Origin of the sequence: Rossellomorea sp. DA94 (assembly GCF_029834455.1) — a bacterium.
Lineage (GTDB): Bacteria > Bacillota > Bacilli > Bacillales > Bacillaceae_B > Rossellomorea > Rossellomorea vietnamensis.
Window position 1 is genome coordinate 3,382,927 of record NZ_CP122397.1, and the last position, 26,216, is coordinate 3,409,142.

Consider the following 26,216-nt stretch of genomic DNA (forward strand, 5'->3'; position numbering starts at 1 on the left):
AATAGGAAAGGTGCATTTCCGGTAAGAAATGCACCTCTTCTAATTTATCCCATTCTCTTTTTAACCATCCGTTTATGCCTCTCTTGGATGATCTTCTTATTTAGTATTCTTACTTCTCCCAATATCAGTTATCTCATATCTTCCCCGATGTACTTGGCCAGTTATTGATCAGAGATGTCATCCCCGTCAATATCAAGACGGAACTCCTGTCCTTGAATACCACCGCCATTGGTAAAATCGATTTCAAAGTCAAATTGAACCCGCTTATCCATTTGAAACCTCTTGTGTGCTCATATGGAGAACTACACCAAACAGCTGAAATCCTTCACCATGTCATTGAATTTCTCTTGTTCCTCGACATGAGGAGAATGATTGCTATTTTCGAAAATATAAAAGGTTGAATTTGGTACTAAATGAAAGATTTCTTCAGAAAACACAAACGGGCATTGCGCATCGTGCCTCCCGCAGAATATGATTGTCGGAGTGGTAATTTCCGAAATGGTTTCTCGAATATCATACTCAGGAAGTTCCGTCTTAGAATAATAGTCCAGGCGTTTTTTAACCACTTTTCCACTGCTTGGCTTGCCGAAGTATTCATCGTATCTTTCCGGATCATACAAGGACATTTCCGTCCACGCCTTTCCTGCCTGCCGGCGCTCTTCTTTCGTTGCCTCTTCAGAATAAAAGACGGAAACGATTTCCTTCAAACGGTCATTTTCCGGATTCTTGTCGCAGTATATACTGTCCTGATGCTCCATATATTCATTTGTTGCGGAAGCTCCACCTACAACCAATCGTTTGACAGACTCCGGATGATGAGCGGCATAGTGCAGCCCGAGCATCCCACCGGTTGAATGTCCGGCAAAGTTCCAGTGTTCATATCCGAGAACTTGGCGGATCGCTTCTAAATCTTTGCTTGTCTCACTCATGCTCAGCTCGTCTTCATGTGTCACTTCAGTGGAATTCCCTGTTTCTTTCAGATTCACCAAGTACACTTTAAAGTCCTCGACAAATCGATCAGCGAAATGATACCCGCTCTCGTTAAATTCACTATAAAGGTGCGTCACGCATAACGGTTCCCCGTTACCTGCTTCAAAGATTTCAAAAATCCCCCGGTTTGTTTGGATCAGCTTTTGTTCCCACATTCCTATTTCCCCCAGTCTGATTTGTCTGTATCGTTAATTTGGGTATTTTATCTTATACACTATTCATTAGACGGATGCCGAATCAGAATAGTTTCAATTATTCTGTTAACTTTCCTTTTATTTTCATAGAATCCATTTATGGCAGATCGTCATCTACTCCAGACCCTATGCCACACCGTTGTGAGCCGGCTCATCAAACGGTTGTTCTAGTCATTTATACGTCTTAAGAACGAAAAAAGTTTCGAAATATTAGGAGTAAATTGGAATGGAAGAGAAATGGCGGGGAGAACGCTTCAATTTTCCAGAACGGAAAGTGCCTCGGCCGCTTTATGGGCAAACTGTAGAGGAGGCTCAACGGATTGAAAATGGATGTACATAATATCAGGATGGGTGAAGAGCCAATGATTATGTAGAGCGCTGACGAGCAATCCTCTTTTGATCAGCACTTTCGAGAATGACTGAATCTCTTCTTCCAACAGGACAACCTCCCCAAGATTTAATGCACGGCCTTCTTGATCCAGTGACTCGAATGAGAACCCCGCCTTTAGCTCCCCTCTGCTTAGCCGTCCTTGAATCGTCACATACAGATTTCTATCGATGGATACGGAACATACACCATTCTTCAGCTTTGCTTTCCCATTCAGAATCTTACCGAATTCCGTGCACAACTCGTGAACATTGTTCATAAACCAGACCACCCTTTTTGTTTCCACTTTATTCTTAACGGGGTGGAAAGATGCCATGATGTGTGAAAGATATGGCAGGAGAATGGAGCGTTTACTTGAATGTACTCTAGTAGACGAATGGAAAGGAAGAAGGGAAAGCGATGACACGTTTTGATTTTTTTCGGCCAACGATTATGCCGAGCCCCTATACGAAATATAAGGAATTCCAACCGGCACCGTTTCTCCGCCCTTACATTTGCTGCTACTGGCTGGCTTCCCCCTATAAAATGCAGATCCCCCGTTATTCGTACGACATCATTCCGGATGGCTGTACCGATATCCTATTTGAATACGATTGTCTGAGCCAAACCAGTTCGGTAACGTACTACGGAATGTTTGATGAATATTTTCACTCGACTGAACAACATCATCCTCATAAAATCACTTTTGGCATTCGTTTTTATCCGGGGAGCTCTGCTTACTTTATAAGGGAGAAGGCGAAGGATACCGCTCGTTCGATGACTGATTTGAATCACTTAAACCAATCTTTGATGGGGAAACTTAAAGACCAATTGCTACAGACAAATCATGTAACCGAGATGATTCCGTGTTGTGATGTCATATTCTCTGAAGCGTTGAAAGATTCTTTGTCATTCAGACAGGATGCCTCGCTTCCTGCTATTCTTTCTACTATTGTATCAGGATGTGGGACATTGACCGTCGAGGAAATCGCACGAAAAGAAGTGATCAGTACCAGAACGATGAATCGCTTGTTTGCAGAACGCATTGGATTGAGCCCCAAGAAGTTCAGCCAAATCATCCGATTTCAATCAATCTTAAAAGAGTGGGTGCGCCATCCTAACAGAACGGATCTTGTCGATGGATACTTTGATCAATCCCACTCCATTAAGGATTTCAAGAAAAGAACGGGAAAAAGTCCGTCTAAACTTCAAGTGTCCGATTTTTACAATACGGTCTTTCATCACTCCGATACCATTAAGATGTAATCACAAAAAAGGAGGAAAAAGAATGAAGAACTATACAGGAGTCACCTTTCAAGTTCGAGTAACAGATTACGAAGCGGGGCTTAGTTGGTACAAAACACTTTTCAACCGCGCCCCCGACTTCATACCACATGAAGATTTTGCCGAGTGGGAAATCGTAAAAGATACCTGGTTGCAGGTGGCAAAAGGAGAACCGGCAATCGGGAATGGTCCGCTGCGTTTAGGTGTGCACGATATCTATTCTGAACGTAAGAGATTAATAGAATCATTGAATATAACAATAGAGGAAGTTCAAACCCGGGAAGGAGTACCTGCAGCCTGGTGTACGTTTAGCGATCCATATGGTAATTCAGTTGGGTTGTTTGAGGAATTAGATGCATAACGGCAGAGCGGGGATGGCACCCGCTCTATACCTGTCCCCATGAACCGGACCTTACTGTTTCTAAAAAGCGCCGGGCAGCAGGAGGCAGGGACTGTTCGCTACCCAGGCTCACTAAAGCGACTTCCCTGTAGAGAGCAGGCATATCATTTGGTTCCAGCTTCACCAATGTTCCTTTTTCTATAGGCTCGGATACCATGGACTCTGTAAGGAGCGCTGTTCCACTGTAGTTCTGGACAAACTCCAGTGCTGTAGCAGGAGGCAATTCGATGGTGTCACTCCCGAATGACATATGGGTTCGTTGCCAGTGCTTGCTCTCCTCGCTCCAATCCGTCAAGATGTATGGTTTGCTTGTTTCAAAAATGTCTTCTACCCTATAACTCCCAACCTCCATCCCGCTTAATAGCTGATCACGGCGGGCAACGAAGATCAGAGGTTCTTTAATACTATAAAGCTTTTTCAGATCTTTATTGAAAAATGGAGAAGTGATCATCCCCATTCTAATGCTTCCATCATAAAGCATGTCGATGATTTGTTGGTTATGGCCGGTGTGGATGGCGATCTGGATATCGGGAAATGCAGTGTACATTTCCTTGATGATCGACGTAAAATGTCCAGATGTAAATGTCGGAAGGGTTCCAATCGTGATTTCCCCTCTTTTCCCTTCCATTATCGACAGGGCCCTTTCTTTCCCTTTATGTAACACTTCGAGAGCCTGCCTGGCATAGGGAAGGAACCCTTTACCCAAATCCGTCAGCTCCATCTGTTTCCCCGCCCTGACAAAAAGATATCCCCCAACATCTTTCTCTAGCTCTTTAATCCGCAAACTGACAGTAGGCTGCGATACATCCAGGTATCTAGAAGCTCTGCTGTATGAACCTAGCCTCGACACAAGCTCAAATGCAATCAGCTGATTGATTTCCATCCTGACACCTCCAACTATAAAAATAGTTAATAGTAACTATAAGTAATATAGGATTGTTTAATAGTTATAAGAAAATTATAGTGTAAATACACTATGAATAAAAGGAGGGCGTTTTATGAATGTGAAAGCAAAATTACAGAACCTCATGGACACCCAGTATAGCCGGCCCACAGGGGTTCTTGGATGGTTCATCGGAGAGAAAATGATCCGTCAGCATAAGCCTGAAACCCTGTGGACCATTGAAAATCTCCAGCTTCAGGTAAACGAACGGATCCTTGAGATTGGATGCGGGTCAGGATTTGCGATGAAACAGATTGCTTCGTCGAATGTAAGTCACAATCTCACCGGATTGGATGTGTCAGAAACCCTTCTCCAATCAGCGGCTGTGCGTAATAAAAAAGCCATCAGACAAAAGCAGATGGCACTGGTTCACGGAAGCGTTGAAGAAATGCCTTTCCCTGATGAAGAATTCACAGCCGTGTTCAGCATCCATTCTGTTTACTTCTGGGAGGACCTGTCCAAATCATTTAAGGAAATTGAAAGGGTGCTGTCTCCTGGAGGAACCGCCCTGATCACGCTTTGCGATGGGAAAGACGGCGAAGACTGGACTACAATCAAGAAGATGATCCAAGGTGAATTGCTCCCGATCATGGAACAATTGAAGTTTACGGACCTTCGCGTATTGGAAGGACCCGTGTCGCGGGGGTATCATACGGTCGCTGTATGTGGGGTTAAATCATCATCTCGATAGCTCGATTTTAAGAAAAAGATGGCCATGGGGCAGGTATGTTGGTTCACAGCGTACCTGCCCCATTCCCTTTTTTAGTGAAAAGTTAATCGGGAACCGTCCCTAGTTAACCCTAATCAACCAACCACCGTAAAAACCAACTCAAATTCTGCTCCATAATGGCCCGGTGTATCCCTGGTTGGTCAGAGCTATATCCCATGCCATCAAATACAACTAATTCTGTCTCCACTCCCATATCCTTGAGTCCTTTATAGAGCTCATAAGCATTGGGAATGGGGACTCTTGCATCCTTCTCCCCATGTTGGATCAGGGTTGGCGTAGAGGCTGATTGAATGTAGGTCGTGGGTGAGGCTTTCGCATAAATCTCAGGGTCATTCCACGGTGTATCCCCTACATGCATCCTGATAAAGGAAGGAAGATCTGTATTCACGTAATTCGTGACCCAGTTGCTTATGCCGCCTCCAACCGAGGCAGCCTTGAATCGATCACTGTAGTTAGAGCAGAACGCTGAGATGAAGCCGCCTTGGCTCCAGCCCATCACCCCGACTCGATCTTCATCTGCAATCCCCCGGTCCACAAGTGCATCAACACCGGATATCACATCCTCGTAGTCACCGATGCCAAGGTTACGGTAGTTTGCCTTTAAGAATCCATTCCCATATCCTGAACTACCTCTGTAGTTTGGTTCCAAAACGATGAAGTCCTTCTCAATAAACGACTCAACTGGATATTTTTCATTGAAGCAGCTTGAATGGATGGGGAAAGAAGCCCAGTCCGGACCGCCATGGATGAAGACCAGTAAAGGGTGTTTTTTATTCCAATCCATGTCTTTCGGGGTTGTTAATACCCCTTCAATTTCAAGACCATCACGGCTGTTCCATGAGATGATTTCCCTGTTACTTGTAAGACTACCCCGGAGCAGAGCATTCTCATTGGTTATTTTTTCACCATCTGCATAGACTTCGAATGTTTCATTCGGTGCAGCCTTACGATAGGCCAGATGTTTTCCATCTTCTGTTGTTGAAGCTTCCATAATGCAGCCATCCGATTTTCCGCTTATCATGTCCAACTTCCCATCTCCAGACAATAACCCGATCCGATAATTCGTTTTGTCCTGCCACATCAGTAGAATCCCTTTAGCTGTCCAGCGTATGGGAACAACCGCATGGTCAAAATCTAACAATGGTTGAATTCGCTGACCACTCGTAAGATCATAGATTTCGAGTGTACTGTCCATGATATGAGTCTTATAGTAACCCTTCTCACGTAAGCTCGCTGTATAACACACTTTCGTAGTTTGAGGAGAAAAGCATACGTTACCTCCGACTACCTTATCTCCCTCCAGCTCCCGCAAATCTCCAGATGGGCGATCAAGCAGGTGAATTTCTCCGTTCTGACCATCCTCCCCATCCGGGCTTGGCGTAGCCATGAACACCACCTTTTCCCCATCGGCTGAAACTTCGAATTCTTGGATGTGAAAATCCCTGCCATCCGTCAGTTGATAGGGAACATTTTTATCAGGTTTAGTAAAATCCTTTACTTCCACGTACCATAAACAATGGTTCCGGTAATCCTTGCCTACATGGTGAAAGTCCCCATACTTCTCCCTGCGTTTCTTGATTTCCTCAGATTCCGGTGACGGTGTAACATAGTAAATCCCCTTGCCAGAAGGATCCCACTTGAATTGAATGACCCCTTCTTTTTCATTCGTAATTCGAACTCTGCCATCACCATTAATTGACTCCACAAAGATTTGATTCTTCATACCTCCCTCACCAGCTGAAAGATAGCCTAAACGTGTGGAATCCGGCGACCATAGTGGGGATGTCCCCTCTGTGAATGGGGTGCATTCCCCCTTGTCTTTTTCATATATCACGATGGAATTCCTATATATATTCTCTTCCCAGTCAGCCGTGTTTTTGACAAATGCTACACGTTGTCCGTCCTCACTCATGTGTAAGTCTGTTATGGCAGGTATGGAAAGAAGCTCTTCAATACTTAAATATGTATCACTCTTATTCATTCAAATACCCCTTCATCTTGAATACCTTAAAATGCTTTCGTACATACCGGCCTTTCATGCGTGTGGAAAAGGTCATGGATTTGATTCACATATGCTGGGTTCGATAATTCTGCTTTGCCCCATTTATATAACGAGCGAAAAGTCACGGCCCCCATGATCATCGAAGAAAACTCGGAGATATCTATTCGCACGATAGTGTCGACTGTCTGTTCATGAAAATGTTGAATCTCCCCGTGTGAAAACGTCACGTTGAAGTTCTTTGACTCGTCACCTTGCAGATCGTCCTGTATCTCAAAACCTATCGTTAATGAAGCACGGCCAAATCGGTGCTTCTTCTCGTACAGCTCCATCAATAACCCTTTACAATCAAGGGCCCTGTACATCACACCAACCCCAAGGTTCACCATATGCTTATTGTCAACAGAAGGCGCTGTATCAAGCATGGTGTCCATCCCACTTTCAGGTGAACTAAGAAAGTGAATGAGGTCATCACGGTTAGCATTTATGATGATTCGTTTAAATTGATCAGCCTGTTGATGTAAAAAAGTAGATAGTTCTTCAATCGCTTCCCTTGTTTCGAAGAATAACTCATGTATGTAAAGATCCTTCCCCTTACCTTCATACAATACGTAACCAAGTACTTGACCATCCTGTTTAAAACCAACCACTTTTCCAAAATTAAATGGTCGATTCAATTCCCGCTCTGTCGGAAATCGTTTCGTCATCCCATGCGTTTTTTGAAAAACACGGTTGTAACAATCCAGAATGAGTTCTCTGTCTTCATAGCCTAAGTGTTCAAGATGCTCTTTACGTGAACCATTCTGAAAAGAGGATGGGCTGACATAATATTGATAGACTTGTGTCCCCATTCCAAATCCCATTCTCTTATAAAAGGAAACGTTGAACGGATATAGCATCACAAGATGATGACCTTTGGCTTTATTAAGCTCATAAAAATACTTGATTAGTTGATACGCATTCCCCTCTTTTTTATGTAACAAATCAACGGCAAGCATCCCGACTCCACCAACAGGGATGGTGGTTTGGTTCAGGTTCATTTCAAACAGAAATGTCCTCATGCCAGCCACTAAATCATTCCCCTTGAACAATCCATATAAGCTTTCGCTCGGTGTCTCTTCGATATGCCCCTGCAGCCACTGATCGGCATGTAAACCAGGGAATGCCCCATTGGCAAGTGAACAAAATGATGCGTATGCAGAATGATTGATTTCTCTTATTTCCTTCAATTTGAAGTCCCTCCCCTAATTCTGAAAGCTTGAGAGAATCTTATAAACGGATTTCCATCATCCTTGATTTATTCTTTAAATTCATGGATTCATAGAATTTAATCGCATTTTCGTTAAACTCCCATACGCCTAACTCCAGTGAATCTGCACCAATCGTCTTGGCGTACTCCACTACTTCCCCAAAGAATCTTTTTCCCAAGCCCTTTCCTCTGAACGTCTGATCCACACCAAAGTCATCCATATAAACCACTTTCTTAGGAATGAGGATCGGCCGTTCTGCTGCATTCTTGATTGTAAGAATGGTATAGGCGATGGGCTGGACTTCTTCTAATAGAAATACCTTCGTGTTTTCTCCATCTACTAAGTTGTTAAAATAGTCCTGGTCTAACGTGGTATCTGCCATCTTGTAATGGTCTGGTCTTTCCTTTGTATGCATTTCGTGCACTTGTCTTTGGATTCGATGAACTGCATCGTAATCGTTTTTGGTGGCTTCTCGGATATATGTTTGCATCGTATTTCCTCCAGGATGTTCTTTGTAGGTTACTTACTTTAGTGAACTTGTCTTTAAATTGCCCCATGGCTAACGACTTTTTTATAGAAGATGAGCGTTGCATCTTCGTTTAATTTCTTACGGATTCCCGTTTGGGTATAACCCATTTTTTCATAAAGGTAACAGTTTCTCTTTTCTTCTAATAGTGTAGCTAATTCCCAGGTATGTGCCAGGGGGAACATTTCTTCCACTAAGAGGATCGTCTTCTGTGCGATCCCTTTCCCTTGATAAGAAGGTAAAATAAACATTGGGCTAATCCTGAACTGCACATCTTCCTTCCAATAAACACATATAGCACCTACGAGTCTATCTTCCATCAAAATCTTATAAAAACCACCGTCAGGTCTAATGATTCTCTCCTGAACTTTTTCAATGTCCTCATTCGCTGGATTGGTTTCATAATCTTTGTATCTTTCCAATAGCGGCATAAATGACTTAACTTGAAGATCATAAATAGATGGTGCATCTTTTACTATTGCTTTTTCTAACCGTATTTCCACCATTACACCCATCCTTGGTTTAGTTTTACTATCATCATCCTGCTTACTTATGTGATGAATGTAATGAGAACATTTAACATGAAAAACAATGCCGGTAGTGCACTGATGACTAAGCCGAATACTGCTGATTTTCTAATAAATGAGAGCACAGAACCGATAAGCCATACTCCTATAATGGAAAGGAAGTCAGGGTAAACAAATGTGTGCCCTGTATAATTCTCCCCTAATCCTCCACTTGCTAAAAAAAGTGTAATAGGTATCGTGATGATACCGGTTATGATGAGATGAATGATCCGATATATTCTAAGATTCATAGAATGCCTCCTCTACCAATCTTTCACCTATTATGAAACTGCTCAGACGATTCCTCTAGCTCTTTATCATCTAATTCCTCAATAACTTCTTGCGTTCCGTCTTCCTTAACGACCTTCACTTCTGCATCCTTAGTATCACTGACTGCATACCAAAACCGTTTATCGCCTTCCACCTCGATGATATTGGCTTTCTCTCTCCCTGCAAATACTTGCTTTATGGAAGAGTCACTGATTGCACCGGAATAGATATACGGTTCCTGATGCATGGCCGACCACTTTACAGGCGTATCCCATTCCGCTCCCCTTGTTTGCTTCCATTCCCACTGACCGCCTTCTTGTTTGAAATAGGCGATAAAGACTTGTTCTCCCCGGGGATTATGTTCTGTAAATACGGCGATTGCATCGTTTGGTTCGATGACCTCTTCCTCTTTGTGAATGAGGGAATAGGAATAATTCACTTTCTTATCATATTCCTTTGCATTTTCCTTCATTTCTTTATGGAAAAATTCTTCAAATGTGGTTTGATTAGAACACGCGGCCAATATAGTGATGAGGGTGAATATAGGTAACAAAATAACTTTTTTAATAGTAAACATCCTTTCATTGAGATTTCCACGTCAAATTTATGATTGGTAGGTTTGCTCAAGTTTGAACCTCACTATGAATGGACTCAGCAGTGAGCCAATAAGTATGAATAGCATCCCAATTCCAAGATTCAATACTATGCTTTGGAAAGGAGTAAGGAACAGGATAAAGAGTGTCGCCGGTAAATACAACAGACTAAGCATGACCCTCCCCTTCATCGTTATCAAGTGCTCTTGTTTGCATGCATGACATCTGAACGGTTTTATGATTGGGCCCCACAAATACCGGTAGACCTTTTTCCATTGGAATTGGGTATGACAGTTCTTGCAGTGTTGCAAAGTCTCATCCCCCCTTTAAAAAATGTAAACAGCTGAAGGTCTTTGATATGGCCTTCAGCTGTTTAATGAGTCTAGTGTTTACCTATCACTGAAAAGATTTACCTTCCGTCTCCTCTAACCATCGATCGATCGCTTTAACAGGAAAGTAGTATTCATATCCCATTTTTATATATGGAATTTCACTAATAACAACGTCATCTTGTTTTCTCGGGTATATCGATTCTAATTGCTCGTCGGTAATGCCTAAGTAATCTTTTAATTCAGTAGAACTCATCAATTGATGTTCCTCTGTTGAATTCATATTCACCGTAACTTGTTCATCCGCATTTTGAGAGTCGCTGGTTTGTATGGCATTCGAAATCATCCATGCACCAGCTAAAATACATAGCGCTAAAATAATGAGAGATATATTGGTAGATAGTTGTTTCATCGTATCCGCCCTTTCAGTAAAGAATCACCTGCCACAAATACCCATTATTTCAAACCTTTTCACTTCTGGCAATATTCATTTTCTTTTGAACGTCACATTATTTGAAGTAAAGATAAGATTGCTTCAATGAGCAAAGAAAAGTAGCTTTTGACTTTGGCACCTTCTAATGAATAACAGGAGCCGACACGTACTAAATGACTTCTACGCCTGAATCAATCACCAATCGAGGTGGTGATGTAGTAAGTTTTGCGTTCACTCCCATAGGAACTCCATAATTCGGTTGGCAATGACCGATGAAAAAATTCTCAACAACTGGGAATGAGGATCCGGTAAAGAAATCTTGTAACACTTTTTGGATTCTCTTTTGCTCTTCTGGTTCCGATTGAAATTGACCAAGGATTACACCTGCAACCGAATCAAACACACCTGCTTGTTCGAGATGAGTAAGCATCAAATTGATCTTGAATGCGGGTTCTTCAACATCCTCAATGAGTAAGATCGCACCATCCGCATTCACTTGATAGGGCGTCCCCAGCCCATTGGTCAGTAAAGTTAGATTCCCTCCCACCAAACGTCCCTCTCCTTTGCCACCAAACAGGATTGCGAGGGGCGAATCACTAGAATCATAGGTAAAAGACTCACCCGTGAACAAGGATAAAATGGAAGCTTCCGTCTCTTTTTCCCTTACTTCGTCATTCAAGTCGGATGCCACCATCGGTCCGTGGAAAGTAATCAAATTACTGAAGTTTTGAATGGCATTTAGCAGGTAGGTAATATCACTGTATCCCCAAAAGATTTTGGGATTTCTATTTATCATTTCATAATCAATCTTTGGAGCCAATCTAGCAGTGCCAACTCCTCCGCTAGCACAAAAGATTCCATGTATCGCAGGATCCGTAAAGGCTTCGTGCAAATCACTCAGCCGCTTTTGATCCAGTGCCGCAATATCCTCCTCCATATCGAACACATATCGTCCAAGGACGACTTCAACCCCCATCTCTTCAAGAACACGTTTCCCTTGCAACAGGTGCTCTTTGTCTGGGGCTCCAGCAGGGGCAATTATCGCGACCTTATCACCTTTTTGTAAAGCCCTTGGCTTCTTCATAAATTTCCACTACCTCATTTCATAATTGGAAGTATTTTATTCATAACAAAGGCGCAATCATTTAGTTTACATGCTCTGCAAGTAACTCTATTAACCCCTCTGCTGTATCTTTCTTACTTATGTACGTTTGAGGAAGGTGAAGCTTTGAAACAATATAATGCTCTTCATTTTCACCATAAAGAGACCCTGTTTTATTCGCCACCATGAAATCTGCCCCGGAAGAATCCATTCGAATGTTCGCTCTTTCGAACAAGTACTCATGATCATCTGTATGCTCTAACTTGAATCCGACAAGCAAGACGTTTGGATTCCATCTTTTTATTTCTGATAATACTTTAGGTGCTTTTTTAAAATGAATGATCGGGGGTTCATCACTCGTCATTTTTCCTGTTTCCAAAATAGGATTCCCTTGTTGGTCTAGTACTTTATCTACAACCCAATCTGACCCGGCAGCTGCCATGATCACCACATCGACAGGTTCAGATTGTACAATCGATTTGATTTTCTCACCCAAATCTTCTATCCCCTCAAATTGTATCAAGCGCATCTTTCCATGACTTTCAGGAAGCTTTGCAAAATAGCCGTGTAAATAAATGACCTCTGCTTCATGGCTTAACGCTTCTTCCGCTAGATAACACCCCATCGTCCCTTTTGCTAAATTAGTATGTCCCCTGACCGTATCCCATTTCTCAAGCGTACCTCCGCTTGTGATCAGGATCTTTTTACCTTTTAATGAACTCATACATTCACCTACTATTTTTTTCAATTCATATGTATTTCAATGATAAACTGGCCATTTGATTATAACTCTGCATTTAATATAAAGACTCTTCAAGAACCAGAAAAGGCAAAAACCGATTGTTCATTTCCAAAGCGTTGAATTTTCTTCTCCAACCTCATCCCTACTGATAATAATAGTCTGCAAGATGGCTGATTTTGTGACTGTGTTTCGGCCATGACCCTGTCTAATTGCATAGTATGAATCCCATAATGCAATACCTTATTAATGACTTCTCTGGCGATGCCTCTCCCCCAAAATTCCGGTAAAAATTGATAGCCGATTTCAGTGTGAATTCCGTCATGATAGGTGTCTAGGAATACCATCCCGACAAATTCCTGGGAACTTTTATTGAAAATAGTCCAATGATATTCCTTATTGGGTGAATGAATCATGTCATGAAATCTCTGTTTAAATGATTCTTCATTGACGGTGCCACCTAAATATTTTCGTACCTGCTCGTTGTCGTATAATTTTTTTATATGGTGAGAATCACTTTTTTTTAATCTATGTAACTCGCATCTTTCTGTGGACAACAATGGTTTCACCCCTTTTTATCATGAGGGCTGATGCTTGTTAAGCGATTCAGCTATACCTCATATTGTCATTAGTATCTAATCTTCCTATAGACCCCCACTCCAAGGTAATATAAGAGACCTATCCCCATAATGATGAAACCATAGACCATAAATCCTAATCCTTCAAATCCTCGTATCAAGACGATACCTATTACAAAGGATATGTAGCCTATAGTGGATATGGTTAATGGAATGATGAATCCTCTTTTACTTTTCACGCTGAAGAAATGAATCGAACTCAGAAGCAATATTGCTGACAGCCCTGATACTGCAATCACTGCATCGCCATAGTACTGCCACCACATGGACAGCTCCTCCTTTCGAGTTAAGCTTATCTAGCTAATCTTTACCGCTTCTACTACTTCTATAGATACTTTTTATACCTTTTCTCATTTACTATCCAGGAAAGAATCGATATTACTAAGCCGATTATAATAGATTGATAAATCAATACGCCTATTGGTGATGCGGTATTAAAGACCACCTTAAACAACATGAAAGTCAGAAAACAAGCGCCGCCTGTCATCAATGACTGAAATAGGATATATTTAAGCTCTCCTTTCCTCGTTTTCTCCCATTTTTGCATATATTCATTCATAATATTCCCCCTTCATTTCTTTCTCCTCCCGGTTACCCACTCTGAAAAAATCGAAGTAAAAATACTTCTTTTTCCTAAGGAATTGAACATAAACAGCAAATAGGAAAGGATCCTCCATAAAGGAAATCATCCAAACGGGACACTATACCACATATAATTATGCTTATTCCGAAAACCTAACTTTTCCGCAACTGATACAGATGGTTCATTGATCTCCATACAATCCCAATACGGTGTAATTCCATTTTCTAAACAGTCTTGAACAAAAGCATGAGCGACTCTCTGTGCAAGCTTTTTCCCTTGATGATGTGGTAACGTCTCAATGTCAATGCCGTGCACATATCCCGCTACAACTCCTGAGAAACAAATGCTTACAATTTCATTTTTATAAACCACCATATACCCGACACCCTGACGGAAGAACCTTTCAAATAACGGCCAAAACTGTAATACTTTCGATTGTAAAAATTCAATGTTTCTATATATTTCGGAACCGTTGTTTTCCACAACACTTTTTGTGATTTTAACAGTTTCATATCCTGGTTCTAAAGGAGGTTCATGTTCCTTGATATAATGATCCTTTTGTAATTCAAATACTTTTTGATTGTACCCTTTCAGATTCTCACCAAATACGTTTTTGATCGTCTTATTCCACTTTGGATGATCACCTATCGCTTCAAAACTTGTTAAACCCATTCTGTTGGCGTCTGGTTTGATGACTGTATTGAAGTGATGGTTTAGCTGGCTATTAAATCCTGCGTTTTCTTCGTTTCCAATAAAGATAAAACCATTATTACTTCCCAGCCATATAAATCCAGAGGCAGGAGACATAGGGTCATCCACAAATATGCGGTCGGATTGCGTACCTTCAATGGCAGCTTTAGATTCCAAGGGTCCATCGTGCTCTAATAATTTCTTGCATTTATAAAATCCAGTCGGAACAAGCTCTGAAATCATCCGGCTTCATCCTTTCTACTGACTATTATTATTTGTCACAGTGTCATTCAAGTACCGCTCCTTGATCAACCTTCGATGGTGAATTTCATGCCCTGCAATAATGTAGGCAATCGCACGTGCCGTCACTTCGGAGCCGTTTGCGTTCCCACGCTGGCGCAACGCTTCTTCATCCATGCTGCTTAGAAGAAGAAGGGTGTGTTGGCGGACGATGGCTTGATGATGGAGAAGGTCGGATAGTGAGAACCGATTGAAATTCCCTCTCCTCACATACTCATCATCATGATATCCAGGCAGCATTCCCTTTTCTCCCCTGGCAATACTGAGAAGGCGGTAGCACATGATTCGCTCCGTGTCGGTTATGTGGCCGATGACTTCCTTGATGGTCCATTTTCCTGGAGCATACTGGTATTCTGCCTTTTCCTCACTTAAGTCCATCAACAGTTTCTTGGTCTCCTTTTGTTGATCTTCGAGTATCTGGAGCAGTTCTCCATCTCGTACATTGTTTACATACTCTTTATAATATGGGGGATATTCGTTTGTTTCTGGCTTCTTCATCATAGCTTCTACTCCCTTTTTCATGCTAAATACATATCACTGATCGTTTTACTTCTAAGAAATCCAAGGTCTTCATAAAGCTTTATCGCTGCATTATCCTCAATCACAGATAAGCGTGTGGCCGGGTATCCTGCACTCGACCGATTAATTGAGTGGGTTAACAAGTAACGTCCTAGTCCCCTCTTCTGATGATCAGGATCCACGACTAAACTCATGATAAGTGGATATTCTTCAAATTCCATGTGCAGACAGACACCCACAATGTTGTTCGAGTGAGCATCGATCACAACTCTTGAACACTCATCCATAATCTTATTGCGTTTGTGTACATCGTTAAATTCATTTACGTGAAGGAGATAATCTTCTTTCGTGCCGATTTGCTTATACGCCGGATTGGCACTATAGGATTTCATAAGTAAACATGCGATATCCTCCGCATCTTCACTTGTTACAGCCCTCGAACTATACCCTTCAGGAAGAGTGGTCTTCATTGGCTCCGTCGGACGAATCATCCATACATTCACTTCCTGAATCGTGCATCCAAGTTGTTCATACGTTGCCACATGTTCTTCTACCACTTCTCTTACAATAATGTTTTCTTCAATCGCAGATATCTTTTTTACATAGTTTAATAGCTTGCTGGCCAACCCTTCGTAGTCCTTATAGGGCGGTACTACAAATAAATCCGAGATGAAATGAGGTTTCAGAAGTACACCACCAATGATCGTTTCGCCTTCCATGATGAAATATCCGCAGTCAAAAATGGTTGCCACTTCCACTAACGTATCTGAGGACCTTCTAAAATAGGAATCTGCATATTTCTGTCCATGGTAAATGGAATAATAGTGGGTGTACTCCTTCGGTTCTTGATAAACCAACCTTAATCCGCCTTCTATTTCGATAGGTTCATGCTTATTCATATTTTTGACCCCTTTATTTTAAGGCAACTTCGATTTAAGATCTTTTAAATAGATCCCTTTGCTTCATATACTCGATGGCCTTGGTTTTATTCTTTTGTTTGGAAACATATTCTGCTTCGTTTTTATCTTTATAAAAGGCGTTAAATCTTTCTTCTGAAAGAGTGCCTTCATGGATGGCTTTTTGAACCGCGCAGTCTTCCTCGGTTATATGTGTGCAGTTCGAATACTTACACACCCGTGATAATTCTAGAATGTCTTCATATCCCTCTTCTACTTTGTGTTCGGGGTCAACGAATGCTCGGACTATTTTATTCTTTTTCATCCCTTTCCTCCTCTATAATTCAGATAAACACAACTCAATATCCCGACGAAGAGAAATCAACTCTTCACGGGAACTTATCTTTACATAAAAGCTTTTTAAAAATGTTTTACAGTTCGCTTCTAAAAACCAATAATTTTCTTCCTTTACATGTTCTTTCCGACGTTTCAGTTCGGCTGGTATTCCTTTTAGTAAGTGTTCTATTTCCACTATGTCCAATCCCTTTTCTAACATGGCAAGGATCGGTGTGATCATTCTTTCGTCTTCAGAATGAACATAGACACTTTCAGATACAAGGATCTTCTCCCAAAGTGGAGGTAACATGTCAAAAAGATCTTTCTGCTCCATTTTTTTATTGAGTATCAATTCGTCAAACGCGTCTGCCACGTGGGCTATACTATGTGCCCAGCCTTTCACGGGGACAAAGCCCCTCAGGTCCTTTTCAGAGTTGATGTAGTTGATTAAGTGATCTTTTGTTTTATAGACAGCGTCCCTGGAGAGAAAATCATCCTTATTATCCTTGTATAAAATAACGGCGATGACAAGTGAACTAAACGCCCTTGTAAACACGGTATCCGTACCGTTTTCGCCAATCCCTTTGAATAACATGTCATCACTTAAACTGTAATCCAGCAGATCACTCAATAAATCATGCTCCAACTGGTTGTCTATGGCTAAGTGAAAAAAGGTGCTGTAAATCAATTTGTCCCTAAGCTCACTATCCGTAGATCCGATGAAATTCATCATGGACTTTACAAGACCAACATGATTTTTTACGTCCCACGGCTTTTGTCCATTCTTATATTCTTGTAAGTACTTTTTCAGTTCATGTTCTTCCATTACAAACTCGGTTGATCGAAAATCCACCATCTATTTTTCCTCCTCATGAATCAATTGCTCTCTTCTGATAAAAAAAAGAGACTATCAACAAACGATAGTCCCCACATACTAATAAGATTAAGAAATCTCAGGATTAACTAACTATATGCGATAAGAAGGTTTGGACATCGTACATGTAATGGTTCTGGTATGAAGTTCATTGAGTGCACGATTTACAACCTCCTTCACAAATCAAATTCCATTCATATTCAATTATAACAAACTGGTTTTTTTTAGCAATTACGGATTTGAATTTTCAGAAAAAAGAACCTCAATTCCTCATACCTCTTCCCTAATAACCCCTTTTTTTCTAAAATATAAAAAAGGACTTACCCTGTTTTGGATAAGCCCTCTGCAATAATATGATTCTCTTCTTATTCATCAAAAACCAGCTTCAAATAGTCAGAGTGACCTCTTATTAGTTCAAATTCTTCTTCGGATGAGATCCAAAAAAATTGAAAGGTAAGTCCTTCTTCTTCTCCTCCACCTGTTGGGTTGTACTCCCACTCGTCAGCCATTTCATGACAAACGATCTTATAAAAATACCTATTATGCATAGCACCGTCATCATTTTCCCAATAGTCGGCTGCTATCAATTTTTGCACTTCGAATTTTTGTATTCCAGTTTCCTCTCTAACTTCTCTTATTACTGCGTTATACGTGTCTTCCTCTTCTTTTACTGTCCCTTTTGGTATCTGGATACCTGCCTCAGGAATATCCTTGTGTTGAAATACCAATACTTGCAGCCTTCTATCTCTTACTCTAGTGACGTAGGCGTATGCTTTTTTTATTGGGGGCATCGGTTCACGCTCCAGTGATATTTCCCTTTACTACTAATGCGAAACAATTCTCATCATAGGTATAATTGAATACTTTTGTAAATTTAACCTGTCTGGTAATTTAAAATGGAAAGAAACTACTTGATAACCACATTGTCAACCAACGCCGTCCCGCCTTGCCCCATCTTATATCTGTCCCGGGGAATGCGTGCAGTTACCATGACATCAAGGTACTTTTCCTGGCTGAGTTTCTCATAGATATGGCGATATTTCTGCCGGTCAAGATAGAGCGACCACCCTTCCAGCGCACGGGGATAATCGACATACTGTTCACCGTAAGGATCTTCGACGATATCTATCCGAAAATGGGTGTCCTGCAGATTTTCATACTCTCCGCTGGCAGTGGCATAAGGGTCCATCTCGGCCGTTCCTTCTACAAAGAAAGGTACCTCGATATAGGAAATCGGATCATACAATACTTCCCTTCCGATGACTGATAATCCGTTTTCCTCCATATAGACCTGCCCCTCCATCGACGTATCAGCATAGCGTTCCAGCGGTTCAAACTCCACATCCTGACCCATAGCATTTGTTCCGGAATATTCGGTAAAACGATCATCCTCCACCATCGCGGTGACATTGACATGGACCATTCCCCCAAGCGCCTGTTCATATAATTCCTTGTACTTCACCCGGTCGAAGACGATCCTCCAAAGCTGCTCCTCACTGTTTACGGTGTCCCGCACACTTAATACGAAATGGGTCGGCTCCAAGTCCTTGTATGCACTGGCATAAGCATAGGTCACGAGCTGCGCGTTCCCACTGAGGGCAAATGGCCGATCTGACATCCCCTTTAAGTCGTACAGAATATCCCTTGCTGTAAGCTCAACGGAGTGCTCCTTCATATAGTCAGCCAGTTCATCATCCAGCGGCTCTTCTTCTACACCGCTTTGTTTATATAAGATCTCCTCAACGATTGAAAGGTGACCCTGCCCCGTTTCGAAATACTCTTTCGGGATGGAAACGATCGCGTACACATCCACCGGTCCTTTCTTTAACGCCTTAAACAGATCCGGGTACCCTTCCCTTGGTAAATAAACATACCAATCCAACTCATCTTTTTTCGTCACCTTGATGACAAAGTGACTGCCTTCTAGCTCATTGAAGCCATAATTATAATACCTGCCGAGCTGTGCCTTTCCTTCAAGTGCAATTGATTGATCTGTAAACTCTTCTTCCACCCTGTAAGGAATGTCAGTCCCCTTCAACGAGACCTCATGATCTTCCATGAACTCTTCGAAAGTGTAACCCTCTTTAAGATTTCCAATTGTCTTTGTTTCTGTTGAAGGAGGTTTTTCTACTTCATTAGAAGATTTCTCTCCTTGTTCAGCGGCATTACACCCTGCCAAGAGAAGGATGACCATTATGACCCATAGTCGTTTCAATTGCATTCGTCCCTTCGATTTTTGAACTCCCTATTGAAAAAAAGTACGTCAATCTTTCTGACATACTTATCCTATTTGGTTGATGACTAGATAATGAGGAAAGTGACCGAGTATCGTCACTTCCCTTTCTCATAAAACCTCCGCACCTTCGCACGGTTCCCACAATCTGCCATGGAACACCATCGGCGACTTTTATTCCGGCTCGTATCGAAAAATAACCATCCGCAAGGGTCTCCCTCACACTGTTTGACCCTCTCCAACTCATTTTTTGAAGTGAGTAAATCGACAGCTGATTGTAGAATGGGTGGCAGCATGGTGTCCAGGGGATTATCTGTTTGTTTGAACTTCAAAGTATATTCGCCGTTCTCGTGTATGACTTGCAATGAACGATAGAAGTGGCTCATGGATTCATTGAAGCATGCCAGATCCTGCTCGGGGGGCGGGGTTTTCTTTGAAATGCTTTTGAACATTCGATACATGACTTCACGCAGTTCGATCGCCTGCTTCAGGACATCTTCTGCTTTTGAGGGGTTTTCCTCTGCTTCACTAAGAAGATCTTGTGCCTGTTGAATTGTCAACACTTCAGCATGTAGGGACCAGTCGACCAATTTGGTGTAACTCGTAAACCAGTCCCGCCTTTTCTCCGTACTTTCCCGCCAGCTGACGGTATTGATGAAATCCATACATAGTCGTTCTCCGACCATCATATAAGGGTTTGTTTCTGACATAATCATGACTCCTTTACTCTAACCATCATAATACATATTGACAGTTAGAAACAACCGGAGTAAACTTATAACCAGCTAAACTGTTTTAGATGGTTAAATACAATTTCAGGAGGTACTATGATGGGGAATTTAATGTTGGCAGCTGTTAAGACCTTGTTGAAGGAAACATTTGAAGGGCCTGAAGGAAACGGAAGCTGGTACACAGAATCGAAGCCTGGAAGTGGTTTATTTGGGACGCTAGAAGGATTATCGGCAGAAGACGCTTCGATACCGGTCAACGGCACGACCATCGCCGCCCAAACCGATCATACCCGCTATTATGTGTGGGTCGCTAGGTCCTATTTGAATGGAGAAGAACCCGACAAGGACTGGGAAGCATCCTGGAAAATCACGAGCGTAGACACCAACACATGGACACAATTCACCTCTGACCTTCAACAAGAATACACCTCACTCCTTACAACGATTGATTCACTTGACTCCTTAGATGAACAGAAAATTACGGGAATGCTTGGAGCGATCGCACACTCCGCCTACCATCTCGGATCCATACGACAAATGATCAAAGCAATTAAAGTTCCGAGTCAGCCGTAAAGTTGAATAGAGCTTTTGGCATCATGTAGAAAAGAAGAACCCGTGTAGTTTCATAATCTTAGGAATACTTAATAAGCGGAGATTTTCCGGTTACATTTAAAATGTAGCATGTTGTTGGGTTAAATAAGCGGAGGTTTTCCGCTTATGCATAGGAAAATCTCCTATCATTGGAACAATTGGAGTAAATAGGCGGAGTTCTTCCGTCTATCGATCAGCTCTCAAGCTCAAACTGATCTCCAAACCGACATAAGACTATAATAAGTCATCAACAAAGGAGGAACGATCAATGAAACCAAGAATCACCGTACTGACCCTCGGAGTAGATGACCTGGAAAGATCACTGGAATTTTATCAAAACGGTCTGCACCTCCCAACTGAAGGGATCATAGGGCAGGAATTTGAGAATGGTGCCGTTGCTTTCTTCGATTTAAAAAATGGATTGAAGCTAGCCATCTGGGAACGAAAAAGCCTAGCGAAAGAAGCGAATGTCCCCCTCTCCCCCAGAAGCCCCTCTGAATTCACAATCGGTCACAATGTTAGCAGTAAAGCAGAAGTGGATCAGGTGATGCTGGAAGCAGAAACAGCCGGGGCAAAAATCACAGATCCGGCCAAGGATACATTCTGGGGAGGATATTCTGGTCACTTCCTCGATTTAGACGGTCATCTATGGGAAGTTGTATGGAATCCAGAGTGGGAAATAGAGGACTAACAATGATATGGGAAACCAGCACATTCTAAATGAGCTGGTTTTTCTATAGATTAGTAACTTTGCATCATCCACCCAGCATCTGTTAAAAAGTCTTTTCTCGTCAGTTTTTCGCCTCCCATAAACTCCCTATACGAATTGATTGTCCCATCATGTGAAACTATGTATATATGTTCAACACCTTGGCTTTTGCACCATGTTAGAAACGTTTCTGCTACTCTACTAAATTCTTGCTCCGGCATTGTATTGATACCAGATGTCCATAGCTCTTCTGAAAGTGCCTCATCAATCGTAAAGCTTGGAAACTCTTTTTTTATTATTTCCTTATCTAACATCCTATCGCAGGGAAGGGTTTTCCACTCACACTTTTGCGGAAACATTCTTGGAGATACGAAAGGGCTCACGATCTTTCTACAGCTTATATCTTTCGTTAAAATCTTTGCCGTTTCTAACGTTCTTCTGACTGGACTGATGACAACAAGATCTCTTTCCGTTAGTGTGAACCGGGATTGAAGTGTTTCAGCTTGATTCACTCCCTCTTGGGTTAAAGAAGGATCTTGAATTTGCAAACTCCCTGGTAAATCCACTGTGTGTTCTCCTTGTCCATGCCTGATAAAAATAATTTCCATAGAAACCCCCTTCTTTACTTCTTATTCTGCAAAACTATCTTTTATTTGATCCTCTTTATTATGTACGACTAAATATTCTTCTAAGTTTGGAGATTGATTATATTTCATAGCAGCTTGTTTATCCTTTTTCAGTATGGCCGATGTTAAATCAATCTCATTTATACTCGCAATGGCGACTGCGTAGTGAATAACATCCACTAACTCTTTTTCCAAGGAAGGATTCCCTGTATTTTCTTTTCTGCCTTCTAACTGGTTCAGTACTTCAGCAACCTCGCCAATTTCTTCTACTAGCTTCATAAACAAAGCAGACGAATTGCGACCTTCTTTGTATTTTAGTGCCAGGTAGCTCTGTAACTCATGGAATGTTAATTGTGTCATATGAATCCTCACTTTTCTTATTAAAAATACCATTTCATTTTCCATCAAAGAAAGCAACAGGGTAATTTCACTCCGGAGCATCCAATTTCTCTAATGCCTCAAACAATCTATTCTGCATATCTTCATCATCACTTACATAAAACACCAGAATGTTATTCAGTTCATATGCTTGATGTTCCACTACTTCCGCTGTTGCTGTTTTCTCGTCAAACCTTTGTAATCCTTTTTCTCTATCACTCGCAGAAGAAAAAACATAAACCGATAATGTATGACTTTTTACTTTATATACTTCGGGAGTCATTCCGTTTAATTCTTGTATAAAGACGTTCTCGCTTGGCAGATCAGTCTCGTAATCTAATTTAATTCCTTGCTCCGTTATGACAGTTTCTACTTCTTTCAACGTAAATTTCTTCATTTCAGTCGGGTTTTCTTTTGTTTCTTGTTGGCTACAAGCACCCATAACAGATAGGACCAGTACCAAAAACAATAGTCTTCTCATCACGATCCCCCTCACCCCTTTACTTTTTGTTCCTTTTTTCCCATTTTTGAAAAATCATCCTTTCTTATGTTTAGGCAAGGTAGATTAAAGGAATCACCGTTAACAACTTTATGAATCTTGCTCAAGTTTTTCGTACCAAATATCACCTTTAGGAGGCACACGATGAAGTTCATAGGGTTAGGATTAGTTATTGTTGCCGCTATATGTTGGGGCATTAGTGGGGGAATTGCCGATATTTTAATGAATAAGGGCTGGGATCCAATAGTGATTTCACTCTACCGAGGGGTCGTTGGGTTTATCTGGTTTTTCATATGGTTTCTCCTTCGTTTTAGACAAAATCGAGGGATCTCTCCCCGTAATTGGATATGGTCTCTTTTAGCGGGTGTGGGCGTTGCTGGTAACTTCACCTTTTATTTTCTAAGTATCCAAGCCTCGAGTATTGCCATTGCCGCTACTTTAATGTATACCGCACCTGTATTCGTCCTATTAATCTCCTTTTTATTACGAATGGAACATTCTACTTGGTTTAAATGGGGTTGCATTACCGGTGTTCTTTTCGGGATTATCCTGCTTACAGGTGCCTATCATATTGAATCGATTTCAGTGAGTTTGTTAGGAGTGGCAGCCGGGCTTGCTGCTGGCCTTTCCTATGCTTTATTTATATTCGGGTTTAAAAATGCATCTTCTCATGGAAAACCACCTACCACGTTAACCATTGCTTTCTTTTCATTTTGTCTCATCCTTTTTTTCTTTACGGACAAAGGGGAATCAACAGCTGTACTGGCGTCTAAGGATTTAGGGCTGTTTTTACTATTAGGGATTCTGGGTGCTGGAATGTCCTTTTTAGTGTATGTGATTGGAATTCGAAGGACTACTCCGGCAAATGCTTCGATGGTCGCTATGATAGAGCCGGTGACAGCTTCATTATTTGGTGTTCTGGTAATCGGGGATCACTTGAACCTCATTCAAATGGTGGGAATGGCGGTCATCCTGGTGACGATCACCGTACTTAGCGTGAAACAGTCCAACTGAGAGAGAATATTTCATCCAACTAATTAATAGTGAATTTTCCTGAAAAATAATTCGTTTCCAATGGAAAAGGGAAGGGAATGTATAGCCCTTTTCCTTTGGAGTAGTCAATATTAATGTCTCAACGCACGATAAATTGAATAATCCACTTCACCTGAGATATTCTCGAGCCCCTTTTCACTCAATTCCATGGCCATTAAATTCTCTTCAGAAGGTGGGAGGTTTTTCTCCGACGCGTAGACTCCGAATGCAGTAGATGTCATAAATCCAAAACGGTGATAGTACCGGGGAGCTCCTTCAACAATGATTCCTTTGAACCCCATTTCAGCCGCTAAAGTGATTCCCTCCTCTAACATAAACGTGCCAACGCCCTGTTGTTGTTTATTCATGGCGACAGATACAGGGGATAACATCAAGATTTCTTGTTCATTCTTATGACTAATGGGGAGCTTTGAAAGAATAAAGTGACCGATGATTTTCCCTTCTTCCTCCACGATCAGATCAAGCTGCGGAATATAATAGGCTTTTTCCCGGATCTCCCTTACCAAGGCTTTTTCAATGACTCCATCTGAAAAAGTGGTGTTCCTGAATATCTCATAGACAAAGTCTTCAATGAAACGATATTCTTCTTTTTTTACAGGTCTTATCTTCATATTGAGCCTCCAAAATAAATGACATCCCTGTTTTACTTATTCTTCAATCTTTCCAAAATCCCTTTGATGAACAAATAGATTTCCAGTCACAGAACTAAAAAACCGAGTCATGACTTAAGACTCGGTTTCTTTTAGCATAACTGTTTCTTCACTTCATACTGCTCGTAATAAACATTGAAGCATCCTTCTTCATGAACACACGCTTTCCATGATGAAATGTCTTAATCCCGGTAGAAGTAAATCCGACGTCAGAGAGTGTTTCTTTTAACTCTTCATGAGCAAATCCGTTATGTACCTTGGGGTGGCTGATTTCTTCGTTTTTGTCAAAGTCGACGATGATAAGTTTGCCGCCGTCATGTAGGATCGAGAACATTTCTTGTAAAATCTTTCGGGTATCTGGGATGTGGAGAAGAACGAGCGACATGAGGACAATGTCCGCTTTCACGTCAGGCGTACCCTGTGTAAAGTCGGAATGAAGGACATCAGCGTTGGTAATTTCTCTCTGAGTGATCTTTGCTTTTGCCACTTCCAGCATTTGCTCCGATGAATCGATTAACAATGTCGAAGCGACCAGATCTGTCAGTTCTAAACTAACGAGCCCTGTACCGCTCCCATAATCAATCAAGGATTTCGTTTGACTGTCCTGCAGTTCTTTTTTCACTTCCTCCACGACAATCTGAGCAAGTTCCTTTCGTTCTTCTGTATCGTATCGCTTCGCCATTTCTTCAAAGACGTTCTGTTCCATCGGTCACACTCCTCTATAAGGTTTTGTCGTCATTATATCAAAAGTCAGTGTTGGGAATTGATTTTTGGTACACTACATATAGTTCAATTTTAGAGAAATGAGGTGATGGTCATGGAACAAGTCACACCAGAAGAACAGCAGCAATTGATTGAAGCGTTTCGTTCGATCATTCGTAAATCGGAAAATGCCCTTGCTCGTATGAAACCAGGCACACAGCAGACGAACTTGCTTGAGAAACGATTGAAAGCAGCAAGGATTGGCGAAGATGTTCTCCATGCACGATGGGAAGACAAGGAGTTGGTTGTCAGCAAAGATGAGTTATTAATGGCAAAAGAGGTGCTGAAGGGATTGCTGTTGATGCTTCCTTCCTTTCTTGAGAAAACAAAGCCAGGGAGTGGGCAGCGGACTTATATTGAGAGAAGGATAAAGGCATTTCAGACTGCTGTTTCCTATTTGGATAATGAGGGTAATTAATAGAGCTGGCTCGCC

General features: G+C 41.6%; 35 protein-coding genes and 1 pseudogene. 7 read left to right on the forward strand and 29 right to left on the reverse strand.

The genetic code is table 11. The features are described 5' to 3' along the window. Positions 1-44 precede the first annotated feature (44 nt). The 3 genes and pseudogenes from P8596_RS23850 to P8596_RS17585 form a co-directional block, all read right to left on the reverse strand. Positions 45-272 (reverse strand): annotated as a pseudogene (locus P8596_RS23850) (cyclase). 30 nt (positions 273-302) lie between these two features. Beyond that, positions 303-1,145, reverse strand: a complete 843-nt coding sequence (locus P8596_RS17580; protein ID WP_224519296.1) for an alpha/beta fold hydrolase — start codon at positions 1,143-1,145, stop codon at positions 303-305. 293 nt (positions 1,146-1,438) lie between these two features. Next, positions 1,439-1,831, reverse strand: coding sequence for a DUF1259 domain-containing protein (locus P8596_RS17585; protein ID WP_224519295.1), 393 nt, complete (start codon positions 1,829-1,831; stop codon positions 1,439-1,441). 140 nt (positions 1,832-1,971) lie between these two features. Here P8596_RS17585 and P8596_RS17590 point away from each other — a divergent pair, with 140 nt between their 5' ends. Continuing rightward, complete coding sequence (locus P8596_RS17590; protein ID WP_279724474.1) at positions 1,972-2,817, forward strand: helix-turn-helix domain-containing protein; 846 nt, start codon at positions 1,972-1,974, stop codon at positions 2,815-2,817. A gap of 22 nt (positions 2,818-2,839) precedes the next feature. Further along, entirely contained in the window at positions 2,840-3,196 is a 357-nt protein-coding gene (locus tag P8596_RS17595; RefSeq protein ID WP_279724475.1) for a VOC family protein, read from the forward strand. Between the two features lie 25 nt (positions 3,197-3,221). Here P8596_RS17595 and P8596_RS17600 read toward each other — a convergent pair whose 3' ends face one another. Next, on the reverse strand, positions 3,222-4,118 hold the full coding sequence (locus tag P8596_RS17600; RefSeq protein ID WP_279724476.1) for a LysR family transcriptional regulator: 897 nt from the start codon (positions 4,116-4,118) through the stop codon (positions 3,222-3,224). A 115-nt stretch (positions 4,119-4,233) separates the two neighbouring features. On the opposite strand from P8596_RS17600, the gene P8596_RS17605 reads away from it, so the two are divergent. Then, entirely contained in the window at positions 4,234-4,869 is a 636-nt protein-coding gene (locus tag P8596_RS17605) for a class I SAM-dependent methyltransferase (RefSeq protein WP_279724477.1), read from the forward strand. A 109-nt stretch (positions 4,870-4,978) separates the two neighbouring features. Here P8596_RS17605 and P8596_RS17610 read toward each other — a convergent pair whose 3' ends face one another. The 20 genes from P8596_RS17610 to P8596_RS17700 form a co-directional block, all read right to left on the reverse strand. After that, positions 4,979-6,889 carry a S9 family peptidase gene (locus P8596_RS17610; RefSeq protein ID WP_279724478.1) on the reverse strand — a complete coding sequence of 637 codons (1,911 nt, stop codon included), beginning with the start codon at positions 6,887-6,889 and terminating at the stop codon, positions 4,979-4,981. A gap of 26 nt (positions 6,890-6,915) precedes the next feature. Then, positions 6,916-8,136 (reverse strand): GNAT family N-acetyltransferase, encoded by a 1,221-nt coding sequence (locus tag P8596_RS17615; RefSeq protein ID WP_279724479.1) that lies wholly within the window; start codon positions 8,134-8,136, stop codon positions 6,916-6,918. A 40-nt stretch (positions 8,137-8,176) separates the two neighbouring features. Beyond that, positions 8,177-8,647, reverse strand: a complete 471-nt coding sequence (locus P8596_RS17620) for a GNAT family N-acetyltransferase (RefSeq protein WP_224519288.1) — start codon at positions 8,645-8,647, stop codon at positions 8,177-8,179. Positions 8,648-8,700: 53 nt separating this feature from the next. Then, entirely contained in the window at positions 8,701-9,186 is a 486-nt protein-coding gene (locus P8596_RS17625) for a GNAT family N-acetyltransferase (protein ID WP_224521036.1), read from the reverse strand. A 47-nt stretch (positions 9,187-9,233) separates the two neighbouring features. Then, positions 9,234-9,500, reverse strand: a complete 267-nt coding sequence (locus P8596_RS17630) for a hypothetical protein (protein WP_224519287.1) — start codon at positions 9,498-9,500, stop codon at positions 9,234-9,236. Between the two features lie 23 nt (positions 9,501-9,523). Next, complete coding sequence (locus P8596_RS17635; RefSeq protein ID WP_224519286.1) at positions 9,524-9,991, reverse strand: hypothetical protein; 468 nt, start codon at positions 9,989-9,991, stop codon at positions 9,524-9,526. Between the two features lie 132 nt (positions 9,992-10,123). Next, positions 10,124-10,423, reverse strand: a complete 300-nt coding sequence (locus tag P8596_RS23915) for a TIGR04104 family putative zinc finger protein (protein ID WP_224519285.1) — start codon at positions 10,421-10,423, stop codon at positions 10,124-10,126. Between the two features lie 85 nt (positions 10,424-10,508). After that, positions 10,509-10,853 carry a hypothetical protein gene (locus P8596_RS17640; RefSeq protein WP_279724480.1) on the reverse strand — a complete coding sequence of 115 codons (345 nt, stop codon included), beginning with the start codon at positions 10,851-10,853 and terminating at the stop codon, positions 10,509-10,511. A 190-nt stretch (positions 10,854-11,043) separates the two neighbouring features. After that, positions 11,044-11,958, reverse strand: coding sequence for a S66 peptidase family protein (locus P8596_RS17645; protein WP_279724481.1), 915 nt, complete (start codon positions 11,956-11,958; stop codon positions 11,044-11,046). 61 nt (positions 11,959-12,019) lie between these two features. Beyond that, on the reverse strand, positions 12,020-12,700 hold the full coding sequence (locus P8596_RS17650) for a phosphopantothenoylcysteine decarboxylase domain-containing protein (RefSeq protein WP_279724482.1): 681 nt from the start codon (positions 12,698-12,700) through the stop codon (positions 12,020-12,022). Between the two features lie 89 nt (positions 12,701-12,789). Beyond that, a complete protein-coding gene (locus tag P8596_RS17655; RefSeq protein ID WP_279724483.1) occupies positions 12,790-13,275 on the reverse strand; it encodes a GNAT family N-acetyltransferase in 486 nt (161 codons plus the stop codon). A 68-nt stretch (positions 13,276-13,343) separates the two neighbouring features. After that, positions 13,344-13,619 (reverse strand): hypothetical protein, encoded by a 276-nt coding sequence (locus tag P8596_RS17660; RefSeq protein WP_224519280.1) that lies wholly within the window; start codon positions 13,617-13,619, stop codon positions 13,344-13,346. A gap of 419 nt (positions 13,620-14,038) precedes the next feature. Next, on the reverse strand, positions 14,039-14,869 hold the full coding sequence (locus P8596_RS17665) for a GNAT family N-acetyltransferase (protein ID WP_279724484.1): 831 nt from the start codon (positions 14,867-14,869) through the stop codon (positions 14,039-14,041). A 15-nt stretch (positions 14,870-14,884) separates the two neighbouring features. Further along, a complete protein-coding gene (locus P8596_RS17670; RefSeq protein ID WP_224519278.1) occupies positions 14,885-15,427 on the reverse strand; it encodes a DinB family protein in 543 nt (180 codons plus the stop codon). Between the two features lie 17 nt (positions 15,428-15,444). Continuing rightward, positions 15,445-16,344 carry a GNAT family N-acetyltransferase gene (locus tag P8596_RS17675; protein WP_224519277.1) on the reverse strand — a complete coding sequence of 300 codons (900 nt, stop codon included), beginning with the start codon at positions 16,342-16,344 and terminating at the stop codon, positions 15,445-15,447. 34 nt (positions 16,345-16,378) lie between these two features. After that, complete coding sequence (locus P8596_RS17680; RefSeq protein WP_224519276.1) at positions 16,379-16,666, reverse strand: ribosome small subunit-dependent GTPase A; 288 nt, start codon at positions 16,664-16,666, stop codon at positions 16,379-16,381. 12 nt (positions 16,667-16,678) lie between these two features. After that, positions 16,679-17,533, reverse strand: coding sequence for a DUF2785 domain-containing protein (locus tag P8596_RS17685; RefSeq protein WP_279724485.1), 855 nt, complete (start codon positions 17,531-17,533; stop codon positions 16,679-16,681). A gap of 383 nt (positions 17,534-17,916) precedes the next feature. Continuing rightward, positions 17,917-18,342: an NUDIX hydrolase gene (locus P8596_RS17690; RefSeq protein ID WP_279724486.1), complete on the reverse strand. Its 426-nt coding sequence runs from the start codon at positions 18,340-18,342 to the stop codon at positions 17,917-17,919. Positions 18,343-18,458: 116 nt separating this feature from the next. After that, the gene (locus P8596_RS17695) at positions 18,459-19,766 is read right to left on the reverse strand and encodes a hypothetical protein (RefSeq protein ID WP_279724487.1); all 1,308 of its coding nucleotides are present in this window, start codon (positions 19,764-19,766) and stop codon (positions 18,459-18,461) included. A gap of 116 nt (positions 19,767-19,882) precedes the next feature. Then, positions 19,883-20,494, reverse strand: a complete 612-nt coding sequence (locus P8596_RS17700; protein ID WP_279724488.1) for a CGNR zinc finger domain-containing protein — start codon at positions 20,492-20,494, stop codon at positions 19,883-19,885. Positions 20,495-20,611: 117 nt separating this feature from the next. Between P8596_RS17700 and P8596_RS17705 the strand changes: the two genes are divergently transcribed. After that, entirely contained in the window at positions 20,612-21,088 is a 477-nt protein-coding gene (locus tag P8596_RS17705) for a hypothetical protein (RefSeq protein WP_279724489.1), read from the forward strand. A gap of 286 nt (positions 21,089-21,374) precedes the next feature. Further along, complete coding sequence (locus P8596_RS17710) at positions 21,375-21,797, forward strand: VOC family protein (RefSeq protein WP_279724490.1); 423 nt, start codon at positions 21,375-21,377, stop codon at positions 21,795-21,797. Between the two features lie 50 nt (positions 21,798-21,847). On the opposite strand, the gene P8596_RS17715 is transcribed toward P8596_RS17710, so the two are convergent. The 3 genes from P8596_RS17715 to P8596_RS17725 all read right to left on the reverse strand — a co-directional run bounded on the left by P8596_RS17715 (position 21,848) and on the right by P8596_RS17725 (position 23,300). Continuing rightward, positions 21,848-22,423, reverse strand: coding sequence for a histidine phosphatase family protein (locus P8596_RS17715; RefSeq protein WP_279724491.1), 576 nt, complete (start codon positions 22,421-22,423; stop codon positions 21,848-21,850). 21 nt (positions 22,424-22,444) lie between these two features. Next, positions 22,445-22,801, reverse strand: a complete 357-nt coding sequence (locus P8596_RS17720) for a MazG nucleotide pyrophosphohydrolase domain-containing protein (protein ID WP_279724492.1) — start codon at positions 22,799-22,801, stop codon at positions 22,445-22,447. 67 nt (positions 22,802-22,868) lie between these two features. Next, the gene (locus P8596_RS17725; protein WP_279724493.1) at positions 22,869-23,300 is read right to left on the reverse strand and encodes a hypothetical protein; all 432 of its coding nucleotides are present in this window, start codon (positions 23,298-23,300) and stop codon (positions 22,869-22,871) included. Between the two features lie 162 nt (positions 23,301-23,462). Here P8596_RS17725 and P8596_RS17730 point away from each other — a divergent pair, with 162 nt between their 5' ends. Next, entirely contained in the window at positions 23,463-24,332 is an 870-nt protein-coding gene (locus P8596_RS17730; protein ID WP_279724494.1) for a DMT family transporter, read from the forward strand. 110 nt (positions 24,333-24,442) lie between these two features. Here P8596_RS17730 and P8596_RS17735 read toward each other — a convergent pair whose 3' ends face one another. Together P8596_RS17735 and P8596_RS17740 are read right to left on the reverse strand one after the other, a co-directional pair. Beyond that, complete coding sequence (locus tag P8596_RS17735) at positions 24,443-24,982, reverse strand: GNAT family N-acetyltransferase (RefSeq protein WP_279724495.1); 540 nt, start codon at positions 24,980-24,982, stop codon at positions 24,443-24,445. Between the two features lie 148 nt (positions 24,983-25,130). Continuing rightward, a complete protein-coding gene (locus tag P8596_RS17740) occupies positions 25,131-25,727 on the reverse strand; it encodes a class I SAM-dependent methyltransferase (protein WP_279724496.1) in 597 nt (198 codons plus the stop codon). A gap of 111 nt (positions 25,728-25,838) precedes the next feature. Between P8596_RS17740 and P8596_RS17745 the strand changes: the two genes are divergently transcribed. Beyond that, a complete protein-coding gene (locus tag P8596_RS17745; RefSeq protein WP_279724497.1) occupies positions 25,839-26,201 on the forward strand; it encodes an antibiotic biosynthesis monooxygenase family protein in 363 nt (120 codons plus the stop codon). Positions 26,202-26,216: the final 15 nt, after the last annotated feature.